Here is a 25,667-nt window from a genome sequence, read left to right as displayed (position 1 = left end):
CGCGCAGATTTTTCGCCGCCAACTACGCTGGAACTTAGGAAAGCCGCAGGTTAGGGGCTTTCGCGGCGCCGGGAGGGGCGTCGGCCATCACGTGGGCGGAGTTCGCTACCTGGGCTGTCGTACAAGCATGGGCGGGGCGTGAATATGGGCAACTCGAAGCATTCCGGTACGCAAGTGGCAGGCCAACCGGGAAGTCCGGGGCCCGGCCTTTCCCCACAGAAAGTGCATCACCACCGCTTCCTTCTTCTCTTCCTGTTTCTCCTGCCTTTGCTTGCCGCCATGGGTGCGGCGCTGCTGTATGAGGCGCGCACCTCCAAGCTGCAGGCGCGCGAGCTGGCACGCTACGCCACCGGCCTGACCTGGCGCCTGGAACAGGGCAGCACCGACGATGTGGTTTATCCACAAGGCGGCCCCTTCGATCGGCGCCTGGGCTATCAGCAGTTGCCGACCTTCCTGGGCCGCCTGCACGAGCGCAACTTCGTCACCCTGAGCCAGGCGCGCTTCTCCGATCCGCTGATGCAGTACACCGGCCACGGGATGTTCCCGCCCTACCCGGAGAAGGCCCAGGCCGGCGTCGATATCGCCGACTGTCGCGGCCTGCCGATCTACAACTTCCGCTACCCGCAGCGGCTCTACGCCAACTTCGAGAGCATCTCCCCGGCCATCGTCAACAGCCTGCTGTACATCGAGAACCGCGACCTGCTCGATCCCGACCGCCCCTACCTGAACCCCGCCATCGACTGGAGCCGCTTCACCCAGGCCTCCGTGGCGCAGGTGGGCAAGCTGGTCGGGCTGGGCAACCACGCCCCCGGCGGCAGCACCCTGGCCACGCAGATCGAGAAGTACCGCCATTCCGAGGATGGCCGCACCAACTCCATCACCGACAAGCTGCGGCAGATGGCTTCGGCCAGCGTGCGCACCTACCAGAACGGCGCCCAGAACATGGCCGCACGGCGCAACGTCGCCCTCACCTACCTCAACTCCGTACCGCTCTCGGCGCAGCCGGGTTACGGCGAAGTGAGCGGCCTGCCCGATGGCCTGTGGATCTGGTACGGCGCCGACTACCAGCAGGTCAACAAGCTGCTCAACGCCCCGCCCGGCTCCGGTGCGGAGCTTGCCGCGCAGGGCAAGGCGCTGCGCCAGGTCGTTTCGCTGATGATTGCCCACCGCCGGCCTTCCTGGTACCTCGCCCGTGGCCGCGACCAGTTGGCCGGGCTGACCGACAGCTACCTGCGCCTGCTCGCGCAGAACAACGTGATCGCCCCGAAACTTCGCGACGCGGCGCTCAAGCAGAAGCTGGTATTCCGCGATCCGCGCAGCGAGCCCAGCTTCACCCCGCTGGAAAACAACAAGGGCATCGGCCTTGCGCGCACCCGCCTGGCCGGCATGCTCGACGTGCCGCTGTACGACCTCGATCGCTTCGACATGAGCTTCACCACGACCCTGCAGCATGAACTGCAGGAGCAGGTCACCGGCTACCTGCGGCACCTGTCCGACCCGGACTTCGCCGAGCAGATCGGCCTGTTCGGCGAGCACCTGCTGTCCAAGGACAAGACCAGGGACGTGCGCTACAGCTTCACCCTGTTCGAGCGCACCCCCAGCGGCAACCGCGTGCGCGTGCAGACCGACAGCACCGAGCAGCCCTTCGACATCAACGAAGGCAGCAAGCTGGAGCTGGGCTCGACCGCCAAGCTGCGCGTGCTCGCCACCTACCTGGAAACCATCGCCGACCTGCACCAGCAGTACGCGCCGATGACGGTCGCCGAGCTGAAGAAGGTGGACATCGAACCGCTGGACATCCTCAGTCGCTGGTCCATCGATTACCTGATCGCCGCCAAGGACCGCAACCTGCCGGACATGCTCGCCGCCGCACTGCAGCGCAAGTACTCCGCCAGCCCCTATGAAAGCTTCTTCACCGGCGGCGGCGTGCACACCTTCAGCAACTTCCGCAAGGAGGACAACGGTCGCATTCCGACCCTGCAGGACGCGCTGCGCGAATCCATCAACCTGCCCTTCGTGCGCCTGCTGCGCGATCTGGTGCGCCACGACATCTACGCCAACGAAGGCAGCAAGGTTGCGGTGCTGGCCGACGACAAGGACCCGCGCCGGCAGGACTACCTGGACCGCTTCGTCGACAAGGAAAGCCAGGTCTACCTGCTGCGCTTCTGGCAGAAATACAAGGGCAAGGACAACGACGACCGCCTGAATACCTTCCTCGATGGCCTGCGCGCCTGGCCGGTGCGGCTGGCGGCGATCCATCGCTACCTGCAACCACAGGCCGATCTGCCGACCTTCACCGCCTTCCTGCAGGACCGCCTGAAGCAGGGCAAATACGCTGGCGACAAGCTCACCGACAAGCGCATCGAGGACCTCTACACCCGCTATGGACCGGGCGCCTTCGACCTCAATGACCAGGGCTACGTCGCCCGCGTGCACCCGCTGGAACTGTGGCTGCTGGGCTACCTGCAACGCCAGCCGGCGGCGACCTTCGCCGATGCCGTGGCCGCCAGCGGCGCCGAGCGCAAGCAGGTCTACGGCTGGCTGTTCAAGTCGCGGCACAAGTACGCCCGCGACAAGCGCATCCGCATCATGCTGGAGGTGGAAGCCTTCCTCGACCTGCATGAACAGTGGAAGCGCCTGGGCTACCCGTTCGACCACCTGGTGCCATCGCTGGCCACCGCGCTGGGCAGCTCCGGGGACCGCCCCGCCGCGCTGGCGGAGCTGATGGGGATCATCCTCAACGATGGTGTGCGCCAGCCGACCCTGCGCATCGATAGCCTGCACTTCGCCGCCGCCACGCCCTATGAGGTCACCCTCGGCCCGGAATCCAACAATGGCCGCCAGGTGATGCGTTCGGAGGTCGCCCAGGCTCTGCGCACTGCGCTGTCGCAGGTGGTGGACGCGGGTACCGCACGGCGCTTGTCAGGCACCTTCAAGCTGGCCAATGGCAACGCACTGGTGATGGGCGGCAAGACCGGCACCGGCGACAACCGCATCGAGAGCGTGACCCGCAGCGGCTGGGTGAAGAGTTCCAAGGCGATGAACCGCACGGCGACCTTCGTCTTCTACATCGGCCCACGCCACTTCGGCACGCTGACCGCCTACGTGGCCGGCAGCGAGTCGGACAACTTCAAGTTCACCTCGGCACTGCCGGTACAGGTGCTCAAGGGCATGGCGCCGATGTTGTCGAGCTACCTGGAGCCCGGGATCAGCACCGGCTGCCAGGAGCGCCTGGATAACCTGCGGGTGAGCTGGCGGTAAACCTGTAGGAGCAACTGTCTTCTCTGGATCGTCCGTCGCTGCGTCTTCCCCCTCACCCCAACCCTCTCCCTCAGGGAGAGGGGGCAGTCCGAGCCGACTGACGTGAAGGTTTGATCCTGCACCGAACGGTCCCCTCTCCCCTTGGGAGAGGGCTAGGGTGAGGGATGGCCCAAGCGCAGAGGTATCTCGTAGGAGCGGACTCCGTCCGCGATCGCCTCCAGTGCGCTGCGGACCCATCGCGGACGAAGACCGCTCCTACGAAAGTCCGACCTCACTTGCCCTGGACGCTCTTCACGTACAACGCCTCGACCTGCTCCCGCGCCCATGGGGTGCGACGCAGGAAGGTCAGGCTGGACTTGATGCTCGGGTCGTTCTTGAAGCAGCGCACGTCGATGCGCTTGGCCAACCCGTCCCAGCCGTACTGCGCCACCAGTTGGTTGAGGATGGCTTCCAGGGTCACGCCATGCAGCGGGTTCTTCGGTTTGTCGTTCATGCTCGGTGCCGTCGGGGAGAATGCGCGGCACCTTACCATCAAGCATCAGCCACCGGCGATCAGGCCCGCAGCCCGGCCACGCCGGCGATGATCAGGGCGACCGACGCCAGCTTGGTCAGCGTCAGCGCCTCGCCCAGCAGGAGGAAGCCGAAGAACACCGTGCCCAGGGTACCGATGGCGGTCCAGATCGGGTAGGCGATGCTCACCGGCAACTGGCGCATCGCCAGGGTGAGGAAGAAGATCCCGCCGATCACCGCGAACACCGTCACCACGGTCGGCAGCGGCCGGGTGAAGCCCTCGGCGTACTTCATCGACACCGCGAACATCACCTCGAACACCGCCGCCACCATCAGCATCGCCCAGGCCATCACGCACGCGCCCACTCGCTCTCGGCGAGGTCGGCCAGGGTTTGTTCAGCCTGTTGATAGGCAGCGCGGAAGGCCTCGGGATTGCCCTCCTCGCCCTCGGCGGCGATCACCTGTACGTCCTCGATACCAAGGAACCCCAGCGCCACACGCAGCCACGCGTCGGCATGGTTCATCCACTCCAGCTCACCGCCCGGCCCCATGCCGGCGCCACCGCGGCTGGTGATGATCAGCGCCTTGCGGCCCTTGAGCAGCGGCTCGTATTCGGCCTCGCCATCCTTGATGTGCAGGTCGAAGGTGCGGCCGATACGGACGATCTGGTCGACCCAGGCTTTCAGGCCGCTGGGCACGCTGAAGTTGTACATGGGCGTGGAAATCACCAGCAGTTCGTGGGCAAGCAGCTCGTCCACCAGCTCATCGCTCAACGTCAGCTCCGCCTGAAGTTCGGCCGGACGATGCTCGCCCTGCGGATGGAAGGCCGCGGCGATGAAGCCTTCGCTGACGTGGGGCAGATTGGCTCGGCCCACTTCGCGGTGAGTAATGTCCGCGGACGGCAGGGCAGCGAGGAAGCCCTCGGCCAGGCGACGGGAATGGGAACGCTCGGCACGCGGACTGGCGTGAATGGCAAGAATACGGCTCATCTGTGACTCCTTCGGTTCGACTTGTTCCAGGTGATTCATCCGTTACACTGGATTGCCACCCTGCTTGCCATCCACGGTATTTTCCGGCGGCTCCCCGGACAACTGAGGGAAACTGCACCCAGATGAGTTCAACTCATCCATGGAGATTTCGATGTTCGCCAACCTGCCCCTGCCCGCCCTGCGTACCTTCGAATCCGCTGCGCGCCAGCTGAGTTTCAAGGGCGCCGCCGAGGAACTGGCGGTGACGCCCACGGCGGTATCCCACCAGGTCCGCGCGCTGGAGGAATGGCTGGGCCTGCCGCTGTTCGAGCGCCTGCCACGCCAGGTGCGCCTGACCGAGGCCGGCGAGCGGTTGTTCCGCAGCCTGCACGGCGCGCTGCTGGAGGTCTCGCAGTCAGTGGACAGCCTGCGTCCGCAGCGCAACGCCAGCAGCCTGACGATCTCCACCACCCCCGCGTTCGCGGCGCTCTGGCTGGTGCCGCGCCTGGGGCGCTTCTATGCGCGCCATCCGCACATCCGCCTGCGCCTGGACAGCCAGTGCGAACTGCTCGACCTGCAACAGGACGCCAGCGTCGATCTCGCGATCCGCTACGGTTTCGGCGAGTACCCGCGCATGCACAGCCAGTTCCTCTTGGCCGAACGCTTCGCCGTGTATGGCGCGCCGGCACTGGTGGCGACCGCCGACGTGGACGTGCCGGAGATGATCAGCGTGCGCTGGTACAACTCCGAGCTCTACGAGCGCGGCTGGAAGGCCTGGTGCGCGGCAGCCGGTGAAGAATGCCTGCTGACCCAGGCGGTACAGCGCGAGTACGAGGAGGAGTTCTACGCCCTGCAGGCGGCCATCGCCGGCCAGGGGCTGGTGCTGGCCAGTTCGCTGCTGGTCTCGGAGAGCGTGGAGAAGGGGCTGCTGGTGCCCTATCGCCCGGAGATCAACGTCCCTGGTGCCAACTACACCGCGCTCTGCGTGCCCGGCCGCGAGCGCCATCCACCAGTGCGCGCGTTCCTCGACTGGCTGGCCGAGGAAGTGGCGCAGGCGGCCGATCCGCTGATCGACAACGCCGCCTGAGCCTGCCGCTGCGCCCGCGCAAGCGTCCCTTTGCCGTGCGCGGGCCGGGATGCGTGGTTAGAATTGCACTCCGCCGCAACAACAATTCTTCTTTGCCAGGGACGCGCTACAAGCGTGATCCCAAGGCACGGCCTGAGCCCCCTCTCACCTCAGGATTCCCATGACAACCGCGCAAGACCCCCGTACCGGCAGCTGGCTGAACGTCATCGCCCTGGCCATCGCCGCCTTCATCTTCAACACCACCGAGTTCGTCCCCGTGGGCCTTCTCAGCGATATCGGGCGCAGTTTCGACATGCGTCCGGAACAGACCGGCCTGATGCTCACGCTCTACGCCTGGGTGGTGTCGCTGGCCTCGCTGCCGCTGATGCAGCTGACCCGCAACATGGAACGCCGCCGCCTGCTGGTGGTGATCTTCTGCCTGTTCATCGTCAGCCATGTGCTCTCCGGCTTTGCCTGGAACTTCACGGTGCTGATGATCAGCCGTTTCGGCATCGCCTTCGCCCACGCGGTGTTCTGGTCGATCACCGCCTCGCTCGCGGTGCGCGTGGCACCACCGGGCCAGCAGGCGAAGGCCCTCGGCCTGCTGGCCAGCGGGACCATCCTGGCGATGGTGCTGGGCATTCCGCTGGGCCGCGTGCTGGGTGAAGCGATGGGCTGGCGCACCACCTTCCTGGCGATTGCCGGCGTCTCGGTGGTCGTGGTGCTCTGGCTGGCCCGCGCGCTGCCGCTGCTGCCCAGCCAGAACTCCGGGTCGCTGCGCAGCCTGCCGCTGCTGCTGCGCCGCCCGGCGCTGGTGTCGATGTATGTGCTCACCGTGCTGGTGATCACCGCGCAGTTCACCGCCTACAGCTACATCGAACCCTTCGCACGGGAGATCGCCGCACTGGACAGCCAGAAGACCACGCTGCTCCTGCTGCTGTTCGGCGGCGCCGGGATGTTCGGTTCGATCCTCTTCAGCCGCTACAGCGAGCGCTTCCCGCGCGCCTTTCCGTGCATGGCCATCGCCGTGCTCGGCAGCTCGCTCCTGCTGCTGATGCCGCTTTCCCATTCGCCCACGGCACTGCTGGGCCTGAGCCTGTTCTGGGGCGCGGCGATCCTCTGCTTCGGCCTGGCGCTGCAGGCCAAGGTCCTGCAACTGGCCCACGACGCCACCGACGTGGCCATGGCGATGTTCTCCGGCCTGTACAACGTCGGTATCGGCGGCGGCGCGCTGCTGGGCAGCCGCGTCGCGGTGGGCATGGGGCTGGAGTGGATCGGCTATGTCGGCGGTGCGCTGGCGGTGGTCGGCCTGCTGCTCTGCCTGTTCGCCTGCTGGCGCTATGCGGCGGCGATGAGTGGCAACACCTCGCTCTGATCGCCCCACGCCGGATTTGCCAACCAGCGTAGGAGCGGACTCCGTCCGCGATAGGTTCCGGGAGCATCGCGGACAAAGTCCACTCCTACGCACAGGTCAGCACGGAGCCATGACCTGTAGGAGCGAGCTTGCTCGCGAACCTGCCCGACACCCACGGCATCAAGGGGGTTCGCGAGCAAGCTCGCTCCTACAGAAAAGCCAATCCTGACGCCACAAAAAAGGCCGCGCCCCTTGCGGGAGCGCGGCCTTTTTCATTCAGCTCAGGATCAGCGGCTGGTCACGGCAGCACCGGCCGGCTGAGTCGCCTCGGCGTATTCCGCCTCGGCTTCCTCGAAGCGCTGGATCATCGCCTTCGACGGTGCCGAGCCGATCAGGCTGAACACCACGATGGAGAGGCTGGAGAGAATGAAGCCAGGAATGATCTCGTACAGGCCGAGCCAGCCGAACTGCTTCCAGACGATCACGGTGACCGCACCGACGATGATGCCGGCCAGCGCGCCGTTGCGGGTCATGCCCTTCCAGAGCACAGAGAACAGCACCAGCGGACCGAAGGCGGCACCGAAGCCGGCCCAGGCGTAGGACACCAGGCCCAGGACGCGGTTTTCCGGGTTGGCAGCCAGTGCGATGGACACCAGCGCCACCAGCAGCACCATGGCGCGACCGACCCAGACCAGCTCGAGCTGGCTGGCGTTCTTGCGCAGGAAGGCCTTGTAGAAGTCTTCGGTCAGCGCCGAGGAGCACACCAGCAGTTGGCAGCTCAGGGTGCTCATTACCGCGGCGAGGATGGCGGACAGCAGCACGCCGGCGATCCACGGGTTGAACAGGATCTTCGCCAGTTCGATGAACACACGCTCGTGGTTTTCACCCACCGCGCCAGCCTGCTCCGGGTGCGCCTGGAAGTAGGCGATGCCGAAGAAGCCCACGGCGACGGCGCCACCCAGGCAGAGGATCATCCAGGTCATGGAGATGCGGCGGGCAGCCGGGATCGACTTCACCGAATCGGCAGCCATGAAGCGCGCCAGGATATGCGGCTGGCCGAAGTAGCCCAGGCCCCAGGCCATCAGCGACAGCACGCCGACGAAGGAAGCGCCCTTGAACATGTCGAAGTTGGCGGCGTCCTTGAGCTCGATGGCAGCGAAGGTCGGTTCCACGCCTCCGGTGGCGAACAGCACGATCACCGGGGTGAGGATCAGCGCGAAGATCATCAGCGAGGCCTGCACGGTGTCGGTCCAGCTCACCGCCAGGAAGCCCCCGACGAAGGTGTAGGCGATGGTCGCGGCGGCACCGGCCCACAGCGCAGTCTCGTAGGACATGCCGAAGGTGCTTTCGAACAGGCGGGCGCCGGCGACGATGCCGGAGGCGCAGTAGATGGTGAAGAACACCAGGATCACCAGCGCCGAGATCACCCGCAGGATGCGGCTGTTGTCCTCGAAGCGGGTGCTGAAGTAATCCGGCAGGGTCAGCGCGTTGCCGTTGTGCTCGGTGTGCACGCGCAGGCGCCCGGCGACGAACAGCCAGTTCAGGTAGGCGCCGCAGATCAGGCCGATGGCGATCCAGCTTTCCGAGATGCCCGACAGGTAGATGGCACCGGGCAGGCCCATCAGCAGCCAGCCGCTCATGTCCGAAGCACCGGCCGACAGCGCGGTGACGAAACTGCCGAGGCTGCGGCCACCGAGGATGTAGTCGGAGAAGTTGTTGGTCGAACGATAGGCGGCCAAGCCGATCAGAACCATGGCCGCGATGTAGATCACGAAGGTGATCAGTGTTGGCGTGTTGACGCTCATGGGGGCTCCCCTACAGCTTGTTTTTATCCAGGTTCGCGGGGTATCGCGGACCCTTGACTGGCAGCCGGCGTGGTTGACGCCGACCGGTTAGCGCTTGCTCACAGGCAAACCGGGTTGCGCGTGATGCCAAACAGGCACCGAACCTCTACGCGTCCCGACGCAGGCACGCCCTCATCCTTGCTGGCGTTATCCTGCAGCCGCCGTCTCACCACGGCGACTTCCGCCCCGCTTTCGCCGGTAGGCGAGGTGCGGGGCGTTTTCCGGGCGTTGCCCGGTCATCCCTCAGGCGCCGGAGTCGGCGTCCTGCTCCCGTCGAGTTATCTCCAGCCGCACAATACGGGGCCGGCGACGAAGCTCATCGGCAGTGACTGAAATTGAGCACACGCACGCATGAAGAAGCGGCAGGGAGTGGCCGGCGCGCGAGGGCGCGGATTGTACAGAAAGCAGGCGATGCGGTTGCACCGGTCCGACCGGTGACGGCGCGAGGCCACGGGCAGGCGCTGCAGGCCGGGCCGTGAAGGAAGTGGCGCGGCCAGGTGCAGGCGCGCGACAGGCAAAGACAGAACCGGTGATGGGCATGGCGCCCCTCCCGCGTATCGAGCTGGCTGTTGTTCTTGGTCTGACCGGGTTGCACCTTGGAACACCAGCAACGCGGTGGGCGGACTCTATGGGTTGCACCCAAAGGAATTCTTGCTGAAAGCTCTGGAGTTCTTGCAAAAGACTCCGGCGCCCGAAGGGCAATACCTGTCCATTCGATCAGTAATTCACGGCGCGCAGGCCCGCAATTCAGCAGCGGCGCAGGTTGCCGGGGGTCAAACCCAGGTAACGACGCATCGCGGTGGTCAATGCGCTCTGGCTGGAGAACCCACATTCCCCGGCTACGCCGACCAATGGCAGCTCGGTTTCCCGCAGCAGGCGCGCGGCGCGGTCGAGGCGCTGGCGCAGCAGGTACTGGTGCGGCGTGAGGCCGACACGGTCCTTGAACTGCGCATGGAAATGGCTCGGACTCAGGCAGGCGACCTGCGCCAGCTCCGCCACGGTAATGCGCCGGGAAAGGTGCTCGGCGATATAGCCGTCCAGCCGCTCCAGGTCCAGCGGCCCGTTGCGCGGCGCACGGTCTTCGCCGAACAGCCGCAGGTGCAATGCTCGCAGCAACACGCCGCCCAGGGCACGGGCGAGCAGCGGGTCATCGCCGTAGCGGGCGATTTCCGCCCCGGCGTAGCTGAGCAGGTTCTGGAAGTCCGCATCCAGCGTCGGGTAGCGCGGCATTTCGAACAGCCTCGCCAGCAATTCGCGGTCCTGCTCGCCGGTACCTGCCTCGGTCAGATCGACGATCAGCATCCGGTTGTCGCCCAGCCCGGCGAACTGGTGCCCGACATCTCCTGGCACCAGGCATGCGCGCATACGGCAGACCTCGCCGGCGGTACCGCCTATCTCGAACTCCGCACGGCCGCTCAGGGACATCACCACCTGGTGATGGTCATGGGCGTGCTGGTCAGCCTGGTCGGGCAACGTGGCGAGACGGGTATCGAACATGGCGCGATCTGATCAAATTTTGAGCATGGTACGAAAATTCCATCGACCTGCCCAGCCAGCAGGTGCAACCCGGCGCAACTCGGCACCGGACTCCGCACGAAATCATCTAAGCAGGAAAGTCTTGCTAACCGATGAATATGTTATGTTATAACAAATAACACTTCCCCATTTTCCTCTTCCCGCCGCCTGGCACATCCCTGACCACGAGGGAGGGGTTCGCTTTGCCAGAAGAAAAACCAGGAGTTCGTCATGTCCCCATCCCTTCCCCGTCCACGCTGGCGTTTCGCACCGCTGGGCATCGCCCTCTGCGCCGGTGCGCCTTCGCTGGCCGATGCCGCCCCCACCGAACTGGAGCCGCAGGTGATTACCGCCAACCCGCTGGGCGATTCCTCCCCCGCGGCGCCCAGCAGCGTGCTGCAGGGCGACGAACTGACCCTGCGCCAGAAAGGCAGCCTGGGCGAAACGCTCAATGGCACGCCGGGCATGTCCTCCACCTGGTTCGGCCCCGGCGCCAGCCGCCCGGTGATCCGCGGCATGGACGGCGACCGCATCCGCATCCTGCGCAATGGCGTCGGCGCGCTGGACGCCTCGTCGCTGTCCTACGACCACGCCGTGCCGGAAGACCCCAACGTGGTCGAGCGCATCGAGGTCGTGCGCGGCCCGGCCGCCCTGCTCTACGGCGGCAACGCCATCGGCGGCGTGGTCAACAGTTTCGACAACCGCATTCCCAGCGAAGCGGTGGACGGCATCCACGGCCAGGGCGAGCTGCGCTACGGCGGCTCGGACACCACCCGCAGCGCTGCCGGCGCGCTCGAAGCCGGCGACGGCAACTTCGCCCTGCACCTCGACGCCGGCTCCCGCGAGTTCAACGACTTGCGTATCCCCGGCTACGCCCACTCGGCGCGCCAACGCCAAGTGGACGGCGACGACTCGAAGCACCGCGTCAACAATAGCGACGGCCGCCAGGACAGCGGCGCCATCGGTGGCAGCTACCACTGGGATCACGGCTATGCGGGCCTGTCCTACAGCGGCTACGACAGCAACTACGGCTCGCCCGCCGAGGACGACGTACGCCTGAAGATGCAACAGGATCGTTACGCCTTCGCCTCGGAAATCCGCGACCTCGACGGCCCCTTCAGCTCGGTGAAGCTGGACGCGGCCTACACCGAGTACCAGCACAAGGAAATCGAAGACGGCGAGACTGGCACCACCTTCAAGAACGACGGCTACGAGGCGCGTATCGAAGCCCGGCATAAACCGATCGGACCAGTGGAAGGCATCGTCGGCGCGCAGGTCGCCAACAGCCGCTTCTCCGCGCTGGGCGAAGAGGCCTTCGTGCCGCATACCGAGACCGACAGTGCAGCGCTGTTCTTCCTGGAGAACTGGCAGGCCACCGAGCGCCTGGCGCTGAACCTGGGCGGTCGCGCCGAGCACACGCGCATCGACCCCAATGCCAAGGACAACGAGCGTTTCGCCGAAAACGACGGTTCACGCAGCTTCACTGCCGGCAGCCTGTCAAGCGGCGCGGTGTACAAGCTGACGCCGATCTGGTCGCTGGCCGCCACCCTCGCCTACACCGAACGCGCACCGACCTTCTACGAGCTCTACGCCAACGGCGCTCACGCGGCGACCGGCACCTATGAAGTGGGCGACGCGGACGCGAGCAAGGAAAAAGCCGTTTCCACCGACCTCGCCCTGCGCTTCGACAGCGGCGGGCACAAGGGCAGCGTCGGCGTGTTCTACAGCCGCTTCTCCAACTACATCGGCCTGCTGGCCAGCGGTCGCTACCGCGACGAGGAAGGTGCGGTGGTGGATGCCGGTGACGACGAAGCGCTGCCCGAATATCTCTACAGCGGCGTGAAGGCCGACTTCTACGGCGTCGAGGCGCAGGACCGCATCCACCTGCTGGACAGCCCCTACGGCCGCTTCGATCTGGAACTGTCCGGCGACTACACCCGCGCCAAGAACAAGGACACCGGCGAAGCGCTGCCGCGCATCGCCCCGCTGCGCCTGAACAGCGCACTGCTGTGGGAATTGCAGCAGTGGCAGGCGCGGGTCGACGTGGAATACGCCGCCGACCAGAACCGCGTGCCGGAGAACGAGCTGCGCACCGACGGCTATACCACCCTCGGCGCCAGCCTCGGCTACCGCTTCGACCTGGGCGACAGCCGCTGGCTGGCCTTCGTCAAGGGCGAGAACCTGACCAACCAGACCGTGCGCTACGCCAGCTCCATCCTGCGCGACAGCGTGCCGGCTGGCGGGCGTGGCATCCAGGCGGGGGTAAAAGTGGCGTTCTAAAGGCTAAGGCCGACGCCCGGCGAAATCCCGGGCGAACTGCGCGGCGATCCGCCCGGACCGCGACCCGCGATGGGTCGCCCAGCGGATCGCCGCCTGTTCCCACTCCTCCTGCGCAACGCCGCCCAGGCCGTGGTATTCCAGCCAGCGCGCGACCGCCTCCAGGTACTGCTCCTGGCTGAAGGCATAGAAAGATATCCACAGGCCGAATCGCTCGGAGAGCGAGATTTTCTCCTCCACCGCCTCGCCCGGGTGCAACTCGCCGCTCTCGCTGCGCTGGAAGGCCAGGTTGTCCTCGGCACGCTCGGCGAGCAGATGGCGGCGGTTGGAGGTCGCGTAGATCAGCACGTTGCCGGACTGCCCGGACACCGAGCCGTCGAGCACGGTCTTCAGGCCCTTGTAGCCGGTCTCGCCATCCTCGAAGGAGAGGTCATCGCAGAACAGGATGAAGCGCTCCTGGCGATGGCGCAGCAGGTCGATGATCTGCGGCAGGTCGGCCAGGTGTTCCTTGTCCACCTCGATCAGGCGCAGGCCTTCGGCATGAAAGGCGTGCAGGCAGGCCTTCACCAGCGAACTCTTGCCGGTGCCGCGCGCGCCGGTCAGCAGCACATTGTTGGCCGGGCGACCGGAGACGAACTGGCGGGTGTTCTGCTCGATCAGCGCCTTCTGCCGGTCGACATTGCGCAAGTCGTCAAAGGCGATCAGCGCCGGCTCGATCACCGGCGTCAGGCGCGGCCGGCCCTGGCGGTATTCCCAGAGATGGGCGATAGCGCCCTCTTCCAGCGCCAGCTCGGCGCGCGCCGGCAGGGATTGTTCGAGCAGACTGGCGATACGAGCCAGTTGCTCGGCGATTACGGACAGGTCGGTCATGGCGGGATCATCGAAGCAGATGGGGACTGTTCATCAGCCTAACGATGGAGGAAAGTGGTCGTCTAACGACAAACAGGCATCCAGATGCTTAAAAAGGACATTCCACCTCAAGCCGTGGAAAACCACGGCGACGAACGGGCCGCCAGTCCGGTGGCCGCTGTCGCCCTGGATTTCCCCGACGGCCATCAGGTGCCCGCGCACAGCCATCACCGCGCGCAGCTGCTCTACGCCGTGCGCGGCGTGCTGGTAGTGGGTAGCGCCAGCGGTCAGTGGGTAGTGCCGGATAACCGTGGCCTGTGGATACCCGCCGGCGTGGAGCACTGGACGCGCATGGTCGGCGACGTGCGGGTACGCACGCTCTACGTGGAGCCGGGCAGCGCCCCGCACCTGCCGCCGGATTGCTGCGTGCTGGCGGTCTCGCCGTTGCTGCGCGAACTGATCCTGGCGGCGCTGTCGATCAGTGGCGAGGTGCTCCCCGACTCCCGTGACGGTCGCATCCTCGGCCTGATGCTGGACGAGCTGCGTGAAGACCCCATGCTGCCCTTGCACCTGCCACTGCCCGCGCATCCGCGGCTGCGCGCGCTCTGCCAGGCCATCCAGGCGCAGCCCGGCGACAACGCCAGCCTTGCCGACTGGGCGGCCCGGATGAGCGTCGACAGCAAGACGGTACAACGCTGGTTCTTCGCCGAAACCGGGCTGACCTTCGGCCAATGGCGGCAGCAGGCACGCCTGCTGACTGCGCTGGAGCGGCTGGCGCAGGGCGAGAGCGTGCTCAGGGTGGCACTGGAAGTGGGCTACAGCACACCCAGCGCTTTCAGCGCGATGTTCAGCCGCCAGTTCGGCCGCCCGCCCAGCGACTTCCTGCGGTCGCGCCGCTAATCCGCTCCTAAGCTCCGCTCTCACACAATGGGTTGTAACACCTTCGGATACATCCATCGAAGCAATGGGATTGAAACCCTGGGTCGGTTTCCCCATCTAGACTGTCATGTTCAATCAGTCAGGTGCCTCATGAGCGACCACGACGAGATTCACGATATTCACAGCGCCGAAGAGGTCAGCAACACCGGGCTGGTGTTGCCGGGGCAGAACCTGCCGACCACGGTGTACGTCATCCCGATCCACAACCGCCCGTTCTTCCCGGCGCAGGTGCTGCCGGTGATCGTCAACGAGGAGCCGTGGGCGGAGACGCTGGAACTGGTCGCCAAGACCGAGCACCACAGCCTGGCGCTGTTCTTCATGGAGAACCCGCCCGACGACCCGCGCCACTTCGATCCGGACAGCCTCCCCGAGCACGGCACGCTGGTGCGCGTGCACCATGCGAGCCGCGAAGGCGGCAAGCTGCAGTTCGTCGCCCAGGGCCTGTCGCGCGTGCGCATCCGCGGCTGGATCAAGCGCCACCGGCCGCCCTTCCTGGTGGAGGTGGAGTATCCGCACACTCCCAGTGACCCCAGCGATGAGGTGAAGGCCTACGGCATGGCCTTGATCAATGCGATCAAGGAACTGCTGCCGCTCAACCCGTTGTACAGCGAAGAGCTGAAGAATTATCTCAACCGCTTCAACCCCAACGACCCGTCGCCGCTGACCGACTTCGCTGCTGCGCTGACCACGGCGCCGGGGTCCGAACTGCAAGGCGTGCTGGACACCGTGCCCATGCTCAAGCGCATGGAGAAGGTCCTGCCGCTGCTGCGCAAGGAAGTGGAAGTCGCGCGCTTGCAGAAGGAGCTGTCCGCCGAGGTCAACCGCAAGATCGGCGAGCGCCAGCGCGAGTTCTTCCTGCAGGAACAGCTGAAGATCATCCAGCAGGAACTGGGCATCACCAAGGACGACAAGAGCGCCGACTCCGACGAATTCCGCGCGCGCCTGGAAGGCAAGACCCTGCCCGAGCAGGCGAAGAAGCGCATCGACGAGGAACTGAACAAGCTGTCGATCCTGGAAACCGGTTCGCCGGAATATGCTGTCACGCGCAATTACCTCGACTGGGCGACCTCGGTGCCATGGGGCCTGATGGGTGTCGACAAGCTCGACCTCAAGCACGCGCGCAAGGTGCTGGACCGGCACCATTCGGGGCTGGAAGACGTGAAGGACCGAATCCTCGAGTTCCTCGCGGTGGGCACCTTCAAGGGCGAGATCGCCGGTTCCATCGTGCTATTGGTGGGCCCGCCCGGCGTGGGCAAGACCAGCATCGGCAAGTCCATCGCCGAGAGCCTGGGGCGGCCGTTCTATCGCTTCAGCGTCGGCGGCATGCGCGACGAGGCCGAGATCAAGGGCCACCGCCGCACCTACATCGGCGCCCTGCCCGGCAAGCTGGTGCAGGCGCTCAAGGACGTCGAGGTGATGAACCCGGTGATCATGCTCGACGAGATCGACAAGCTCGGCAGCAGCTACCAGGGCGACCCCGCCTCGGCGCTGCTGGAGACGCTCGATCCGGAGCAGAACGTGGAGTTCCTCGACCACTACCTGGACCTGCGCCTGGACCTGTCCAAGGTGCTTTTCGTCTGCACCGCCAACACCCTGGACTCCATCCCCGGCCCGCTGCTGGACCGCATGGAAGTCATTCGCCTGTCCGGCTACATCGCCGAGGAGAAGCTGGCCATCGCCAAGCGTCACCTGTGGCCCAAGCAGCTGGAAAAGGCCGGCGTGCCGAAGAATCGCCTGTCGATCAACGACGCCGCCCTGCGCGCAGTGATCGAGGGCTATGCCCGCGAGGCCGGCGTGCGCCAGCTGGAGAAAGTGCTCGGCAAGCTGGTACGCAAGTCGGTGATGAAGCTGCTGGAAGACCCGGACTCGGTGGTGAAGATCGGCGCCAAGGACCTGGAGGAGTACCTGGGCAAACCGGTGTTCCGCACCGAGCAGGTGCTCTCCGGCGTCGGCGTGATCACCGGCCTGGCCTGGACCAGCATGGGCGGCGCGACTCTGCCCATCGAGGCGACGCGCATCCATACGCTGAACCGCGGCTTCAAACTCACCGGCCAATTGGGCGACGTGATGAAGGAATCGGCGGAAATCGCCTATAGCTACATCAGCTCGAACCTGAAGAAGTACGGCGGCGAATCGACTTTCTTCGACCAGGCCTTCGTCCATGTGCACGTGCCGGAAGGCGCCACGCCCAAGGACGGCCCCAGCGCTGGAGTGACCATGGCCAGCGCCCTGCTGTCCCTGGCGCGCAGCCAGGCGCCGAAGAAAGGCGTGGCCATGACCGGCGAGCTGACCCTCACCGGGCAGGTGCTGCCGATTGGCGGTGTGCGCGAGAAGGTGATCGCGGCGCGCCGGCAGAAGATCTTCGAGCTGATCCTGCCCGAGCCCAACCGCGGGGACTTCGAGGAGCTGCCGGAGTATCTGAAGGAAGGGCTGACGGTGCACTTCGCCAAGCGCTATGGGGACGTGGCGAAGGTGTTGTTCCCGGGCTGACGTTCTATCGCTGATCGGCATAGTCCGCTCCCGCACGGGCTTCGACCTGTAGGAGCGAGGGGGACGCCCAGTTCTTGCTCGCGAACCCGGCGCCGCTGCGATGCGGTTCGCGAGCAAGCTCGCTCCTACACGAAAGCATGCCCTGCCCGCTGGCTTTGGCTTTGGCTTGAGTGGACTTCCAGAGAAACCACCACACACTCCGAACTGCCCCTTTCAGGGGGCCTCGTTGAAGCAGTTTCAGGGGTTGAGCGACATGGATGTCGCGAGAGCCACGATGGGCCGGGGATGGCCCGTCGTGGCGGGCCCCTGAAACTTCGGTTCAACGAGGGTATTTTTCGCCCCAAGCGAAAAACCGGATGGAGGGGCAAGACCTTTTGGTTCCTTTTGGGGCGTTTGCCAAAAGGGACTCGCCCGAGGGGGCGAAACAAAATCTTGCAGCGCACACCGAGGCGACGCTGAAACACATCCCCACAAGGCGAACACAGTCCGCTTGAAACACCGATTGCGTTATCCTGCGGCCCAACCTGTCCCCTCCCAGGAGCCGTCATGCCGTCGTACCGCACATTGCTGCCCCTCTCCCTGGTCCTGCTCGCCGGCTGCGCCGGACAGACCAAACCCGTGGTCACCCTGGAAGACGCCAGTGACTGCAAGCCACTGAAACTGCACACCGGCCAGGAACTCGTGCTGATCCTGCCGAGCAACCCCACCACCGGCTTCCGCTGGGAACTGCGCAATGCCGCCAACGGCCTGCTGCGCGCCCTCGGCCCCGAGGTCTACAGCAACCCCGAAGACGCCGGCCTGGTCGGCAGCGCCGGCGAATCCACCTGGCGCTTTCGCGTGACCGCCGCCGGCGAGGACAAGCTGGAACTGGCATACCGCCGCCCGTGGGAAGCCGAAGTCGCCCCCGCACAGACCTTCGTCTGCCCCATCGCCGTGAAGTAACGCTGCGATACCCGGCGCCATAAGCCGCTCGCGCTGACGCCTTCGGCCTGTCGGCCAGGCACCGCGCTGCGGCACAGTGGGCGCTCATTTCCTCGGGAGGGAAGCCCATGCGCTGGGCACTCTTGGCACTGATCGGCGGTGCCGCCTACCTGTTCGCCGTGACCTTCGACCTGCCCACCCTGCGCATGCTGTGCAAACCGCTGCCGGTCCTCGCCATGCTCTTCTGGATTCTCGGTACACCTGCAGACGGCTATCGCCGCTGGGTTACCGTCGGCCTGGTGCTGTCGATGCTCGGCGACATCCTGCTGGAATGGCCGATCAACGCCTTCGTGCCTGGCCTGGCCGCCTTCCTGCTTGCGCATCTCGCCTACCTGGCCGCCTACCTGGGCGACACCCGCCGCCTAGCCCCGCTAGGCCTGCTGATCGCAGGTGGCGTGGGCGGCGCCCTGTTCGCCCTGCTCTACAGCCGCGGACTCGGCCCACTGCTGTTGCCGATCGCGCTGTATAGCCTGACCATCAGTGCCATGCTCTGGCGCGCCATCGCTCGTCTCGGCGTGCCGTCGATTGCCGGTGCCAGCCGGGTGTTCGCCGCCCTGGGCGCGCTGCTGTTCGTCAGCTCCGACTCGATGATCGGCATCAACCGCTTCGTCGCCGCCTTCGACGGTTCGTCCTACGCCATCATGCTCACTTACTGGCTCGGCCAACTTGGCATCGCCGCGTCGGTCACATCCCGTCATTTCGCTCTGCCATACTCGGAAGGACAAACCGCTTCCCGGGCCTGACATGCTGCGAATCGCTTCACCGCTGCTACTCCTCTGCTCGGCGCTGGCCAGCGCCGAACCCCTGCGCCTGGCCGGTGACGACTGGTGTCCCTACCTCTGCCCGGACGACCCGGACAAGCCCGGCTACCTGCTCGAAGCCCTCGGTCAGGTCCTGCCGCAGCCGCCGTTGTTCGAACCCCTGCCCTGGCCGCGCGCCCTGCAGATGGCCCGCGAGGGGCTGGTGGATGGCGTGGTCGGCGCCTACAGCGAAGAGTCAGAAGAACTGCTGATCGGCGAGGAGCCCATCGGCTGGGTGACCATGCGCTTCTACGTGCGCAACGACAACCCCTGGACCTGGCAAGGTCCGACCTCGCTGGGCAACCAGTCCATCGGTCTGGCCCAGGGCTACTCCTACGGCCGGGAGCTGGATGCCTGGCGCGACGAACACCTTTCCAACCATGAGCAGGTTCAGGTGCTCAGCGGCGAGAAAGTCCTCGAACGCAATATCCAGAAGCTGCTGCTGGGACGCATCACGGTACTGCTGGAGGACAGCCAGATCGTCGAGCATTACCTGCATCGCCACGGCCTGTCGGAGAGCATTCAAGCCGCCGGTGAACTCGCCGATAAACGTCCCATGTACGTCGCCTTGAATCCGCGCCTGGATGGCGTGCAGGATCGCCTGGCCGACCTCGACGAAGGCCTGCGTAAACTGCGTCGCACTGACCAGTGGAAACCCCTGATGCAGGGTTATGGCATCGCCGTTGACTAGTCCCACGAAGGCATGAGAAAAGTCCGGCAGAGCCCTCTGTCATCGGCTATAGATCAATTATAAGAGACTGGGAAAAAGGGGAGCTCCATGCGTGCAGTAGTTCGCTCGATGTTGTTGCTGGGAGCCTGCCTGACTCTCTCGGCCTGTGGCAGCCTGCTGCCCAGCGAACGCGCGGAAGTGCAGTCACCATTCCTGGATTACCAGGATGCACAGAGCCGCTACAACCAGGTCGATCCTGGCAAGACCACCAAGTCGCAGCTCTATGCGCTGGGCTTCGATCCGCTGTCCCAGGGCAACGCCAAGATGCTCTCGTTCATCGACGTGCGCCTGCTCTTCGTGCAACCCAACATCCCCATCGACTACCTGCCTGACGGTCTGGTCACCTGCCTGCAGGCCAAGGACCGCTGCATCGGCTACGCCTTCGACTTCAATAAGACCGACAGCCAGCGCGTCGGCAGTTTCTGGGCCGACATCTTCAACTTCCGCAAGCGCCGCCAGGTGCAGGGCTGGTCGTTCCGCCCGGTGTTCGTGCTGATCGACGACGTGGTCGTGCACAAGACCAGCAATGGCGAGCCGAACATCCGCCGCATGGAAGACAAGAAGAACCCGCTCGGCCCGCTGCAGGGTGCCGGCGAATACTTCTCCGACCAGCTCAAGTGACCCTGATCGGCTGACGCTTGGGCGCACTTCGCGCCTCGGCTACAATGCGCGCCCCGGCAAACCGGGCGCGCCGCGCCCCGTCGCCAGTCCAGCGTAACGAGGCCCCATCCAGCGTGAGCGAATCCGACCGCATCTTCGCCCAGCCGCAAGCCCAGGTTCCCGACTTCACCTTCAACGAAGACGTGGTGCGCGTCTTCCCGGACATGATCAAACGATCGGTGCCGGGCTACCCCACCATCGTCGAGAACATCGGCGTGCTCGGCGCGCGCTTCGCTACCCCGAACAGCGTGCTCTACGATCTCGGCTGCTCGCTGGGCGCCGTGACCCAGGCGTTGCGCCGCCACGTGAAGACCGACGGCTGCTGCGTCATCGGCGTCGACAATTCCGCGCCGATGATCGAACGCTGCGGCGAATACCTGCGCGCCCAGGACGCCATGCACCAGGAACTGCTGCCGGTCGAACTGATCGAGGCGGACATCCTCAAACTGGACCTCGAGCCCTGCTCGCTGATCGCGCTGAACTTCACCCTGCAGTTCATCGCCCCCGAACAACGCCTGGAACTGCTCACCCGCTTGCATGGCGCCCTGCTGCCCGGCGGCGCGCTGATCCTCTCGGAGAAGCTGCGCTTCGCCGACGAGCAGGAGCACGAGCTGCTCACCGACCTGCACATCGACTTCAAGCGCGCCAATGGCTACAGCGAACTGGAAATCGCCCAGAAGCGCACCGCCATCGAGAACGTCATGCGCCCCGACACCTTGGAAACCCACCGAGAGCGCCTGCTGGCCGCCGGTTTCTCCAAGGTCGTGCCCTGGTTCCAATGCCTCAACTTCGCATCCCTGATTGCCCTGCCATGATCGAACGCTTCGACCTCGACCGCCTCGGCCTTGAACTGGCCGGCACACCGCTGGAATCCTGGGCGGCCACGCTGCCCGCGCAACTGGCCGCCAAGGTCGACGACGGCCATGGCGACCTGGAACGTTGGCTGGCCGCGGTGGATCATCTGCCCGAACTGCAGCCTGCCGCCGTCGAGCTGCGCGAGCGTTTCAATCTGGAAGGCACCTGCGACGAGGCCACCCGCGACCAGCTCAAGCTCGCCCTGCAAGGGCTGATCCCATGGCGCAAGGGACCGTTCCACCTGTTCGGCGTGCACATCGATACCGAATGGCGCTCGGATTGGAAATGGGAGCGTGTCTCGCCGTACCTCGACCTGACCGGCAAGCGCGTGCTGGATGTCGGCTGCGGCAACGGTTACTACCAGTGGCGCATGCTCGGCGCGGGCGCGCGCAGCGTGGTGGGCGTCGATCCGAACTGGCTGTTCTTCTGCCAGTTCCTCGCCATGAAGCGTTACCTGCCAGACCTACCGACGTGGCACCTGCCCTTCGCCCTGGAAGACCTGCCCGAAAAGCTGGAAGGCTTCGATACCGTGTTCTCCATGGGCGTGCTCTACCATCGCCGCTCCCCCATCGACCACCTGCTCGCGCTCAAGGATTGCCTGCGCAAGGGGGGCGAACTGGTGCTGGAGACCCTGGTGGTGGAAGGCGACGTGAACACCGTGCTGGTGCCCGAGGACCGCTACGCGCAGATGCGCAACGTGTGGTTCCTGCCGTCGGTGCCGGCGTTGGAGCTGTGGCTGCGCCGCGCGGGCTTCACTGACGTGCGCAGCGTGGACATCAGCCGCACCTCGGTGGACGAACAGCGGGCGACCGAGTGGATGCGCTACCAGTCGCTACCGGATTTCCTCGATCCGGAAGATCACGGCCGCACCATCGAAGGCCTGCCGGCGCCGCTGCGCGCCACGCTGGTGGCACGCAAGCCCTAAATCTCGACAGGTTCGCGAGCAAGCTCGATCCTACGAAGAGCAGTGCTCCTTGTAGGACCGAAGGAGGCGTCTAGCCCTTGCTCGCGAACCACCCCAATCAGCGATTGGCCGCCGCCACGATCAGCGCCTTCATCTCGGCAACTGCCTGCTTGAAGCCCACGAACAGCGCGTGAGCGACGATGGCGTGGCCGATGTTCAGTTCGTTGATCCCGGCAATCGCCGCCACCGGCTCGGCGTTGTGGTAATGCAGGCCGTGGCCGGCGTTGACGATCAGGCCATGGGACAGGCCGAATTCCACGCCATCGCGAATGCGCGCCAGTTCATGGGCTGCTTCGGCCGGGTTGTGCGCGTCGGCGTAACGACCGGTGTGCAGTTCGACGGCCGGCGCACCGATGCGTGCCGAGGCCTCGATCTGAAGCGGGTCAGGGTCGATGAACAGCGACACTTCGCAACCAGCGGCCGCGAGGCGCTGCACCGCTTCGCGGATGCGCGCTTCCTGGCCGGCGACGTCCAGGCCGCCCTCGGTGGTCAGTTCCTGGCGGGTTTCCGGGACCAGGCATACATGGGCCGGACGGATGATCTCGGCGAACTTCATCATCTCCTCGGTCACACCCATCTCGAAGTTCATGCGCGTCTGCAGCACTTCGGCTAGCACGCGCACATCGCGGTCCTGGATGTGCCGGCGATCTTCGCGCAGGTGCACGGTGATGCCGTCGGCGCCGGCTTCCTCGGCGTCCAGCGCGGCTTTCACCGGGTCGGGATAACGGGTGCCGCGGGCCTGGCGCAGGGTGGCGACGTGGTCGATGTTCACGCCGAGCAGGATACGGTTGGCTTCAGTCACGGGAGTTGTCCTTGCGATTCATGAAGAGCTCGCGGCTGACCAGCGGTCGGCCGCCAAGATGGGGTGCCAGCGCCTGGCGCATCAGGCGCTTGGCCGCCGCCAGGGCGCCCGGCGCGCTCCAGTCGGCTTCGGCCATGGCCAGCAGGTCGGCGCCGTGGAACAGGCCCGGCTGCAGGCTGCCGACCGGCTCGAGGCCCGAGTCGGGCAACAGGCGATAGAGACCGTCCGGCGCAACGCTCTGGCCGACGATATCGGTGTCCAGGGAAAAACCATAGCCCAGGTCGTCCAGCAGCCGCCATTCGAAGGAGCGCAGCAACGGCTCCAGCGGATTGCCGGCGGCCAGCAGCGGCAGGGTCGCGAGGTAGTGATCGAACAATGCGGGATGCGGATCCTCCGCCGGCAGCAGGCGGATCATCAGCTCGTTCAGGTACAGGCCGCTGAACAGCGCCTCGCCACTGAGCAGGTTGGGGATGCCGTTGGGTTCCAGGCGCACGACGTTCTTCAGCTCACTGCGTCCGCGGAACTCGACCTCCAGCGGCACGAACGGCCGCGCCAGCGCACCGGCCCTGCCCCGCGCGCCGCGCAGCACAGCACGCAGACGCCCCAGCGGGGTGAAGAAATCCACCAGCGCGCTGGTTTCCTTGTAGGGACGGCTGTGCAGGACGAAGGCGGCTTGGGCAGTGGAAGCGAGGCTCATGGCGCTACGCCTGGAGTGGAAGTCGGGAGGTGAGCGCCCTCAGGCGCCCGAAGGGTGCGCCCCGCAAAAGGTCGCGGGGCGCCGAGGGTCAGAGGTCGCCGTAGCCCAGCGAACGCAGTGCGCGCTCGTCGTCGGACCAGCCGCCTTTCACCTTCACCCAGAGATTGAGCATGACCTTGGAATCGAACAGCACTTCCATGTCCTTGCGCGCGTTCTGGCCGATGCTTTTGATGCGCTCGCCCTTCTCGCCGATGATGATCTTCTTCTGGCCGTCACGCTCGACCAGGATCAGCGCATGGATATGCAGGATAGGACCGTCCTGCTTGAATTCCTCGATCTCCACGGTGACCTGGTACGGCAGCTCCGCGCCCAGCTGGCGCATGATCTTCTCGCGCACCAGCTCGGCAGCGAGGAAACGGCTGCTGCGGTCGGTGATCTGGTCTTCCGGGAAGAAGTGCTCGCTCTCCGGCAGGCGCTCGGCCACCAGGGATTCCAGCACATCGAGATTCTGCCCGTGCTGGGCGGAGATCGGCACGACTTCGGCATTGGGCAGCTGTTCGGCCAGCCACTTCAGGTGCGGCAGCAACTCGCCCTTGTCTTCCATGCGGTCGACCTTGTTCACCGCCAGCAGGACCGGGCAACTCACGTATTTGACCTTGTCGTAGACCATCTGGTCTTCGTCGGTCCAGCGATTGCGATCGACGACGAAGATCACCACGTCGACGTCCTTCAGCGCGGCGCTGGCCGAACGGTTCATGTAGCGGTTGAGGGCCTTGTCGTTGTCCTTGTGCAGGCCGGGGGTGTCGACATACACCGCCTGCACGTCACCCTCGGTCTTGATACCCAACAGGGTGTGGCGGGTGGTCTGCGGCTTGCGCGAGGTGATCGCCAGCTTCTGCCCGAGGATATGGTTGAGCAGGGTCGACTTGCCGACGTTGGGGCGGCCGACGATGGCCACATAGCCGCAACGAACGACTCCTGCTTCATCGTGCTCGGATGGGTCGTGCTGGTCTTGCTCGTGCTCACTCATGGCCATTCTCCACGCCCAGGGCTGCCAGCGCGGCGGCGGCGGCCACCTGCTCGGCGATACGGCGGCTGCCGCCGTGCCCGTGGGTCTTGTCATTCAGCAGGGCCACCTCGCACTCGACGAAGAAGGTGCGGCAGTGCGGCTCGCCCTGGATATCCACCACGTCGTAGCGCGGCAGTTCGCACCCGCGGGACTGCAGGAACTCCTGCAGGCGGGTCTTGGGGTCCTTGTTGGTATCCACCGGGGTCAGCTCACGCAACTGCGGGCCGAGCCAGGCCATGATCCGCTCACGGGCAGAATCCATGCCGGTGTCCAGATAGATGGCGCCGATCAGCGCCTCCATGGCGTCAGCCAGAATCGACTCACGGCGATACCCGCCGCTCTTCAGCTCGCCCGAGCCCAGTCGCAGGTAATCCCCGATTTCGAAACCGCGGGCCAGCAGGGCCAGGGTCTCGCCTTTCACCAGGCGCGCACGCAAGCGCGACAGCTGGCCTTCACGGGCCTGGGGGAAATGGGTGAACAGGGCTTCGCCAATGACGAAGTTGAGGATGGCGTCACCGAGGAACTCCAGGCGCTCGTTATTGCGCCCGGCGAAACTGCGATGGGTCAGCGCCAGGACCATCAGGTCCTGGTCGCGGAAGGTGTAGCCAAGCTTGCGCTCAAGTCGATCCAGGCTGTTGTTGCTCACGGCACTCGTACACGGAATTCTTTGTCAAATTTGACCACCAGGTCAATGTTCTGCACCAGTGGCTCGCGTTTTTCATACTTCAGGTGGGCAAGGAACTCATTGTTCTCTTGCTTGATATCCAGCGCTTCATCCAGCTTTAGGTCGCGGATGCCGTTAAGCATCAGCGCCCTTTCCATATAAGCGTAGAAGGAATGCACATCACTGACTTCAGCGCTCTTGTCGGTCTCAACGGCTTTGATCGCTTTTTCTACGGCGTAGTAGTCCAGGTAATGCGGAATGACCTTGAACGCGGCGCTGGCAATGAATGCCACGAAGGCAAGCACTACCAGCCAACTCAGCAACGACATCCCCTTCTGCGAACGTGCGTACGTCATATCGACCTCATGTCGG

Annotated in this window: 23 protein-coding genes; 12 read left to right on the top strand and 11 right to left on the bottom strand. The window is 65.4% G+C overall.

Features of this window, described 5'->3' with window-relative positions:
* Window positions 1–144 precede the first annotated feature (144 nt).
* Window positions 145–3,261, top strand: coding sequence for a transglycosylase domain-containing protein (locus LDJ84_RS07295; RefSeq protein WP_413247444.1), 3,117 nt, complete (start codon window positions 145–147; stop codon window positions 3,259–3,261).
* A gap of 271 nt (window positions 3,262–3,532) precedes the next feature.
* On the opposite strand, the gene LDJ84_RS07290 is transcribed toward LDJ84_RS07295, so the two are convergent.
* Genes LDJ84_RS07290 through LDJ84_RS07280 form a run of 3 tightly spaced genes read right to left on the bottom strand, consistent with a single transcriptional unit; the run spans window position 3,533 to window position 4,760 of the window.
* Complete coding sequence (locus LDJ84_RS07290; RefSeq protein ID WP_024765559.1) at window positions 3,533–3,754, bottom strand: VF530 family DNA-binding protein; 222 nt, start codon at window positions 3,752–3,754, stop codon at window positions 3,533–3,535.
* 59 nt (window positions 3,755–3,813) lie between these two features.
* Window positions 3,814–4,122 (bottom strand): DMT family transporter, encoded by a 309-nt coding sequence (locus LDJ84_RS07285; protein WP_084359646.1) that lies wholly within the window; start codon window positions 4,120–4,122, stop codon window positions 3,814–3,816.
* The gene (locus LDJ84_RS07280) at window positions 4,122–4,760 is read right to left on the bottom strand and encodes an FMN-dependent NADH-azoreductase (RefSeq protein WP_084359647.1); all 639 of its coding nucleotides are present in this window, start codon (window positions 4,758–4,760) and stop codon (window positions 4,122–4,124) included. Before LDJ84_RS07280 ends, LDJ84_RS07285 begins: the two co-directional genes overlap by 1 nt.
* 151 nt (window positions 4,761–4,911) lie before the next feature.
* Between LDJ84_RS07280 and LDJ84_RS07275 the strand changes: the two genes are divergently transcribed.
* Window positions 4,912–5,826, top strand: a complete 915-nt coding sequence (locus LDJ84_RS07275) for a LysR substrate-binding domain-containing protein (RefSeq protein ID WP_024765556.1) — start codon at window positions 4,912–4,914, stop codon at window positions 5,824–5,826.
* Between the two features lie 160 nt (window positions 5,827–5,986).
* A complete protein-coding gene (locus LDJ84_RS07270; protein WP_084359648.1) occupies window positions 5,987–7,180 on the top strand; it encodes a sugar transporter in 1,194 nt (397 codons plus the stop codon).
* Window positions 7,181–7,446: 266 nt separating this feature from the next.
* Here the strand turns inward: LDJ84_RS07270 and putP are convergent, their stop codons facing one another.
* Both putP and LDJ84_RS07260 read right to left on the bottom strand, forming a co-directional pair.
* On the bottom strand, window positions 7,447–8,964 hold the full coding sequence (gene putP, locus LDJ84_RS07265; protein ID WP_024765555.1) for a sodium/proline symporter PutP: 1,518 nt from the start codon (window positions 8,962–8,964) through the stop codon (window positions 7,447–7,449).
* Between the two features lie 786 nt (window positions 8,965–9,750).
* Window positions 9,751–10,500 carry an AraC family transcriptional regulator gene (locus tag LDJ84_RS07260; RefSeq protein WP_226046125.1) on the bottom strand — a complete coding sequence of 250 codons (750 nt, stop codon included), beginning with the start codon at window positions 10,498–10,500 and terminating at the stop codon, window positions 9,751–9,753.
* 249 nt (window positions 10,501–10,749) lie between these two features.
* Between LDJ84_RS07260 and LDJ84_RS07255 the strand changes: the two genes are divergently transcribed.
* On the top strand, window positions 10,750–12,798 hold the full coding sequence (locus LDJ84_RS07255) for a TonB-dependent receptor (RefSeq protein WP_084359649.1): 2,049 nt from the start codon (window positions 10,750–10,752) through the stop codon (window positions 12,796–12,798).
* Window positions 12,799–12,801: 3 nt separating this feature from the next.
* Here LDJ84_RS07255 and LDJ84_RS07250 read toward each other — a convergent pair whose 3' ends face one another.
* Entirely contained in the window at window positions 12,802–13,665 is an 864-nt protein-coding gene (locus LDJ84_RS07250; RefSeq protein ID WP_084359650.1) for an ATP-binding protein, read from the bottom strand.
* Window positions 13,666–13,749: 84 nt separating this feature from the next.
* On the opposite strand from LDJ84_RS07250, the gene LDJ84_RS07245 reads away from it, so the two are divergent.
* The 8 genes from LDJ84_RS07245 to cmoB all read left to right on the top strand — a co-directional run bounded on the left by LDJ84_RS07245 (window position 13,750) and on the right by cmoB (window position 22,024).
* Window positions 13,750–14,544, top strand: coding sequence for an AraC family transcriptional regulator (locus tag LDJ84_RS07245; protein WP_024765552.1), 795 nt, complete (start codon window positions 13,750–13,752; stop codon window positions 14,542–14,544).
* Window positions 14,545–14,673: 129 nt separating this feature from the next.
* Entirely contained in the window at window positions 14,674–17,073 is a 2,400-nt protein-coding gene (gene lon / locus LDJ84_RS07240) for an endopeptidase La (protein WP_226046124.1), read from the top strand.
* A 546-nt stretch (window positions 17,074–17,619) separates the two neighbouring features.
* Window positions 17,620–18,015, top strand: coding sequence for a protease inhibitor I42 family protein (locus LDJ84_RS07235; RefSeq protein ID WP_024765550.1), 396 nt, complete (start codon window positions 17,620–17,622; stop codon window positions 18,013–18,015).
* Between the two features lie 107 nt (window positions 18,016–18,122).
* The gene (locus tag LDJ84_RS07230) at window positions 18,123–18,797 is read left to right on the top strand and encodes a lysoplasmalogenase (RefSeq protein WP_226046123.1); all 675 of its coding nucleotides are present in this window, start codon (window positions 18,123–18,125) and stop codon (window positions 18,795–18,797) included.
* A gap of 1 nt (window position 18,798) precedes the next feature.
* Window positions 18,799–19,545, top strand: a complete 747-nt coding sequence (locus LDJ84_RS07225) for a substrate-binding periplasmic protein (RefSeq protein ID WP_226046122.1) — start codon at window positions 18,799–18,801, stop codon at window positions 19,543–19,545.
* An 87-nt stretch (window positions 19,546–19,632) separates the two neighbouring features.
* Complete coding sequence (locus LDJ84_RS07220; RefSeq protein ID WP_026078837.1) at window positions 19,633–20,205, top strand: hypothetical protein; 573 nt, start codon at window positions 19,633–19,635, stop codon at window positions 20,203–20,205.
* A gap of 113 nt (window positions 20,206–20,318) precedes the next feature.
* Window positions 20,319–21,059, top strand: coding sequence for a carboxy-S-adenosyl-L-methionine synthase CmoA (gene cmoA / locus LDJ84_RS07215; protein ID WP_226046121.1), 741 nt, complete (start codon window positions 20,319–20,321; stop codon window positions 21,057–21,059).
* Window positions 21,056–22,024: a tRNA 5-methoxyuridine(34)/uridine 5-oxyacetic acid(34) synthase CmoB gene (gene cmoB, locus LDJ84_RS07210; RefSeq protein ID WP_226046120.1), complete on the top strand. Its 969-nt coding sequence runs from the start codon at window positions 21,056–21,058 to the stop codon at window positions 22,022–22,024. The genes cmoA and cmoB overlap by 4 nt, the downstream gene beginning before the upstream one ends.
* A gap of 97 nt (window positions 22,025–22,121) precedes the next feature.
* Here cmoB and pdxJ read toward each other — a convergent pair whose 3' ends face one another.
* From pdxJ to LDJ84_RS07185, 5 genes are all read right to left on the bottom strand, one after another.
* Complete coding sequence (gene pdxJ, locus LDJ84_RS07205) at window positions 22,122–22,865, bottom strand: pyridoxine 5'-phosphate synthase (RefSeq protein WP_024765545.1); 744 nt, start codon at window positions 22,863–22,865, stop codon at window positions 22,122–22,124.
* A complete protein-coding gene (gene recO, locus LDJ84_RS07200; protein ID WP_024765544.1) occupies window positions 22,858–23,562 on the bottom strand; it encodes a DNA repair protein RecO in 705 nt (234 codons plus the stop codon). The genes pdxJ and recO overlap by 8 nt, the downstream gene beginning before the upstream one ends.
* Before the next feature lie 88 nt (window positions 23,563–23,650).
* Window positions 23,651–24,592, bottom strand: coding sequence for a GTPase Era (gene era, locus LDJ84_RS07195; protein ID WP_024765543.1), 942 nt, complete (start codon window positions 24,590–24,592; stop codon window positions 23,651–23,653).
* A complete protein-coding gene (gene rnc / locus LDJ84_RS07190) occupies window positions 24,585–25,211 on the bottom strand; it encodes a ribonuclease III (RefSeq protein WP_231387805.1) in 627 nt (208 codons plus the stop codon). Before rnc ends, era begins: the two co-directional genes overlap by 8 nt.
* A gap of 62 nt (window positions 25,212–25,273) precedes the next feature.
* Entirely contained in the window at window positions 25,274–25,651 is a 378-nt protein-coding gene (locus LDJ84_RS07185; RefSeq protein ID WP_024765541.1) for a DUF4845 domain-containing protein, read from the bottom strand.
* Between the last annotated feature and the right edge of the window lie 16 nt (window positions 25,652–25,667).

It is taken from the genome of Pseudomonas sp. HS-18 (assembly GCF_020401845.1).
Lineage (GTDB): Bacteria > Pseudomonadota > Gammaproteobacteria > Pseudomonadales > Pseudomonadaceae > Pseudomonas > Pseudomonas nitroreducens.
Note: the sequence above shows the minus strand (reverse complement) of the source record. Positions and strands in the feature narration are given on the sequence as shown.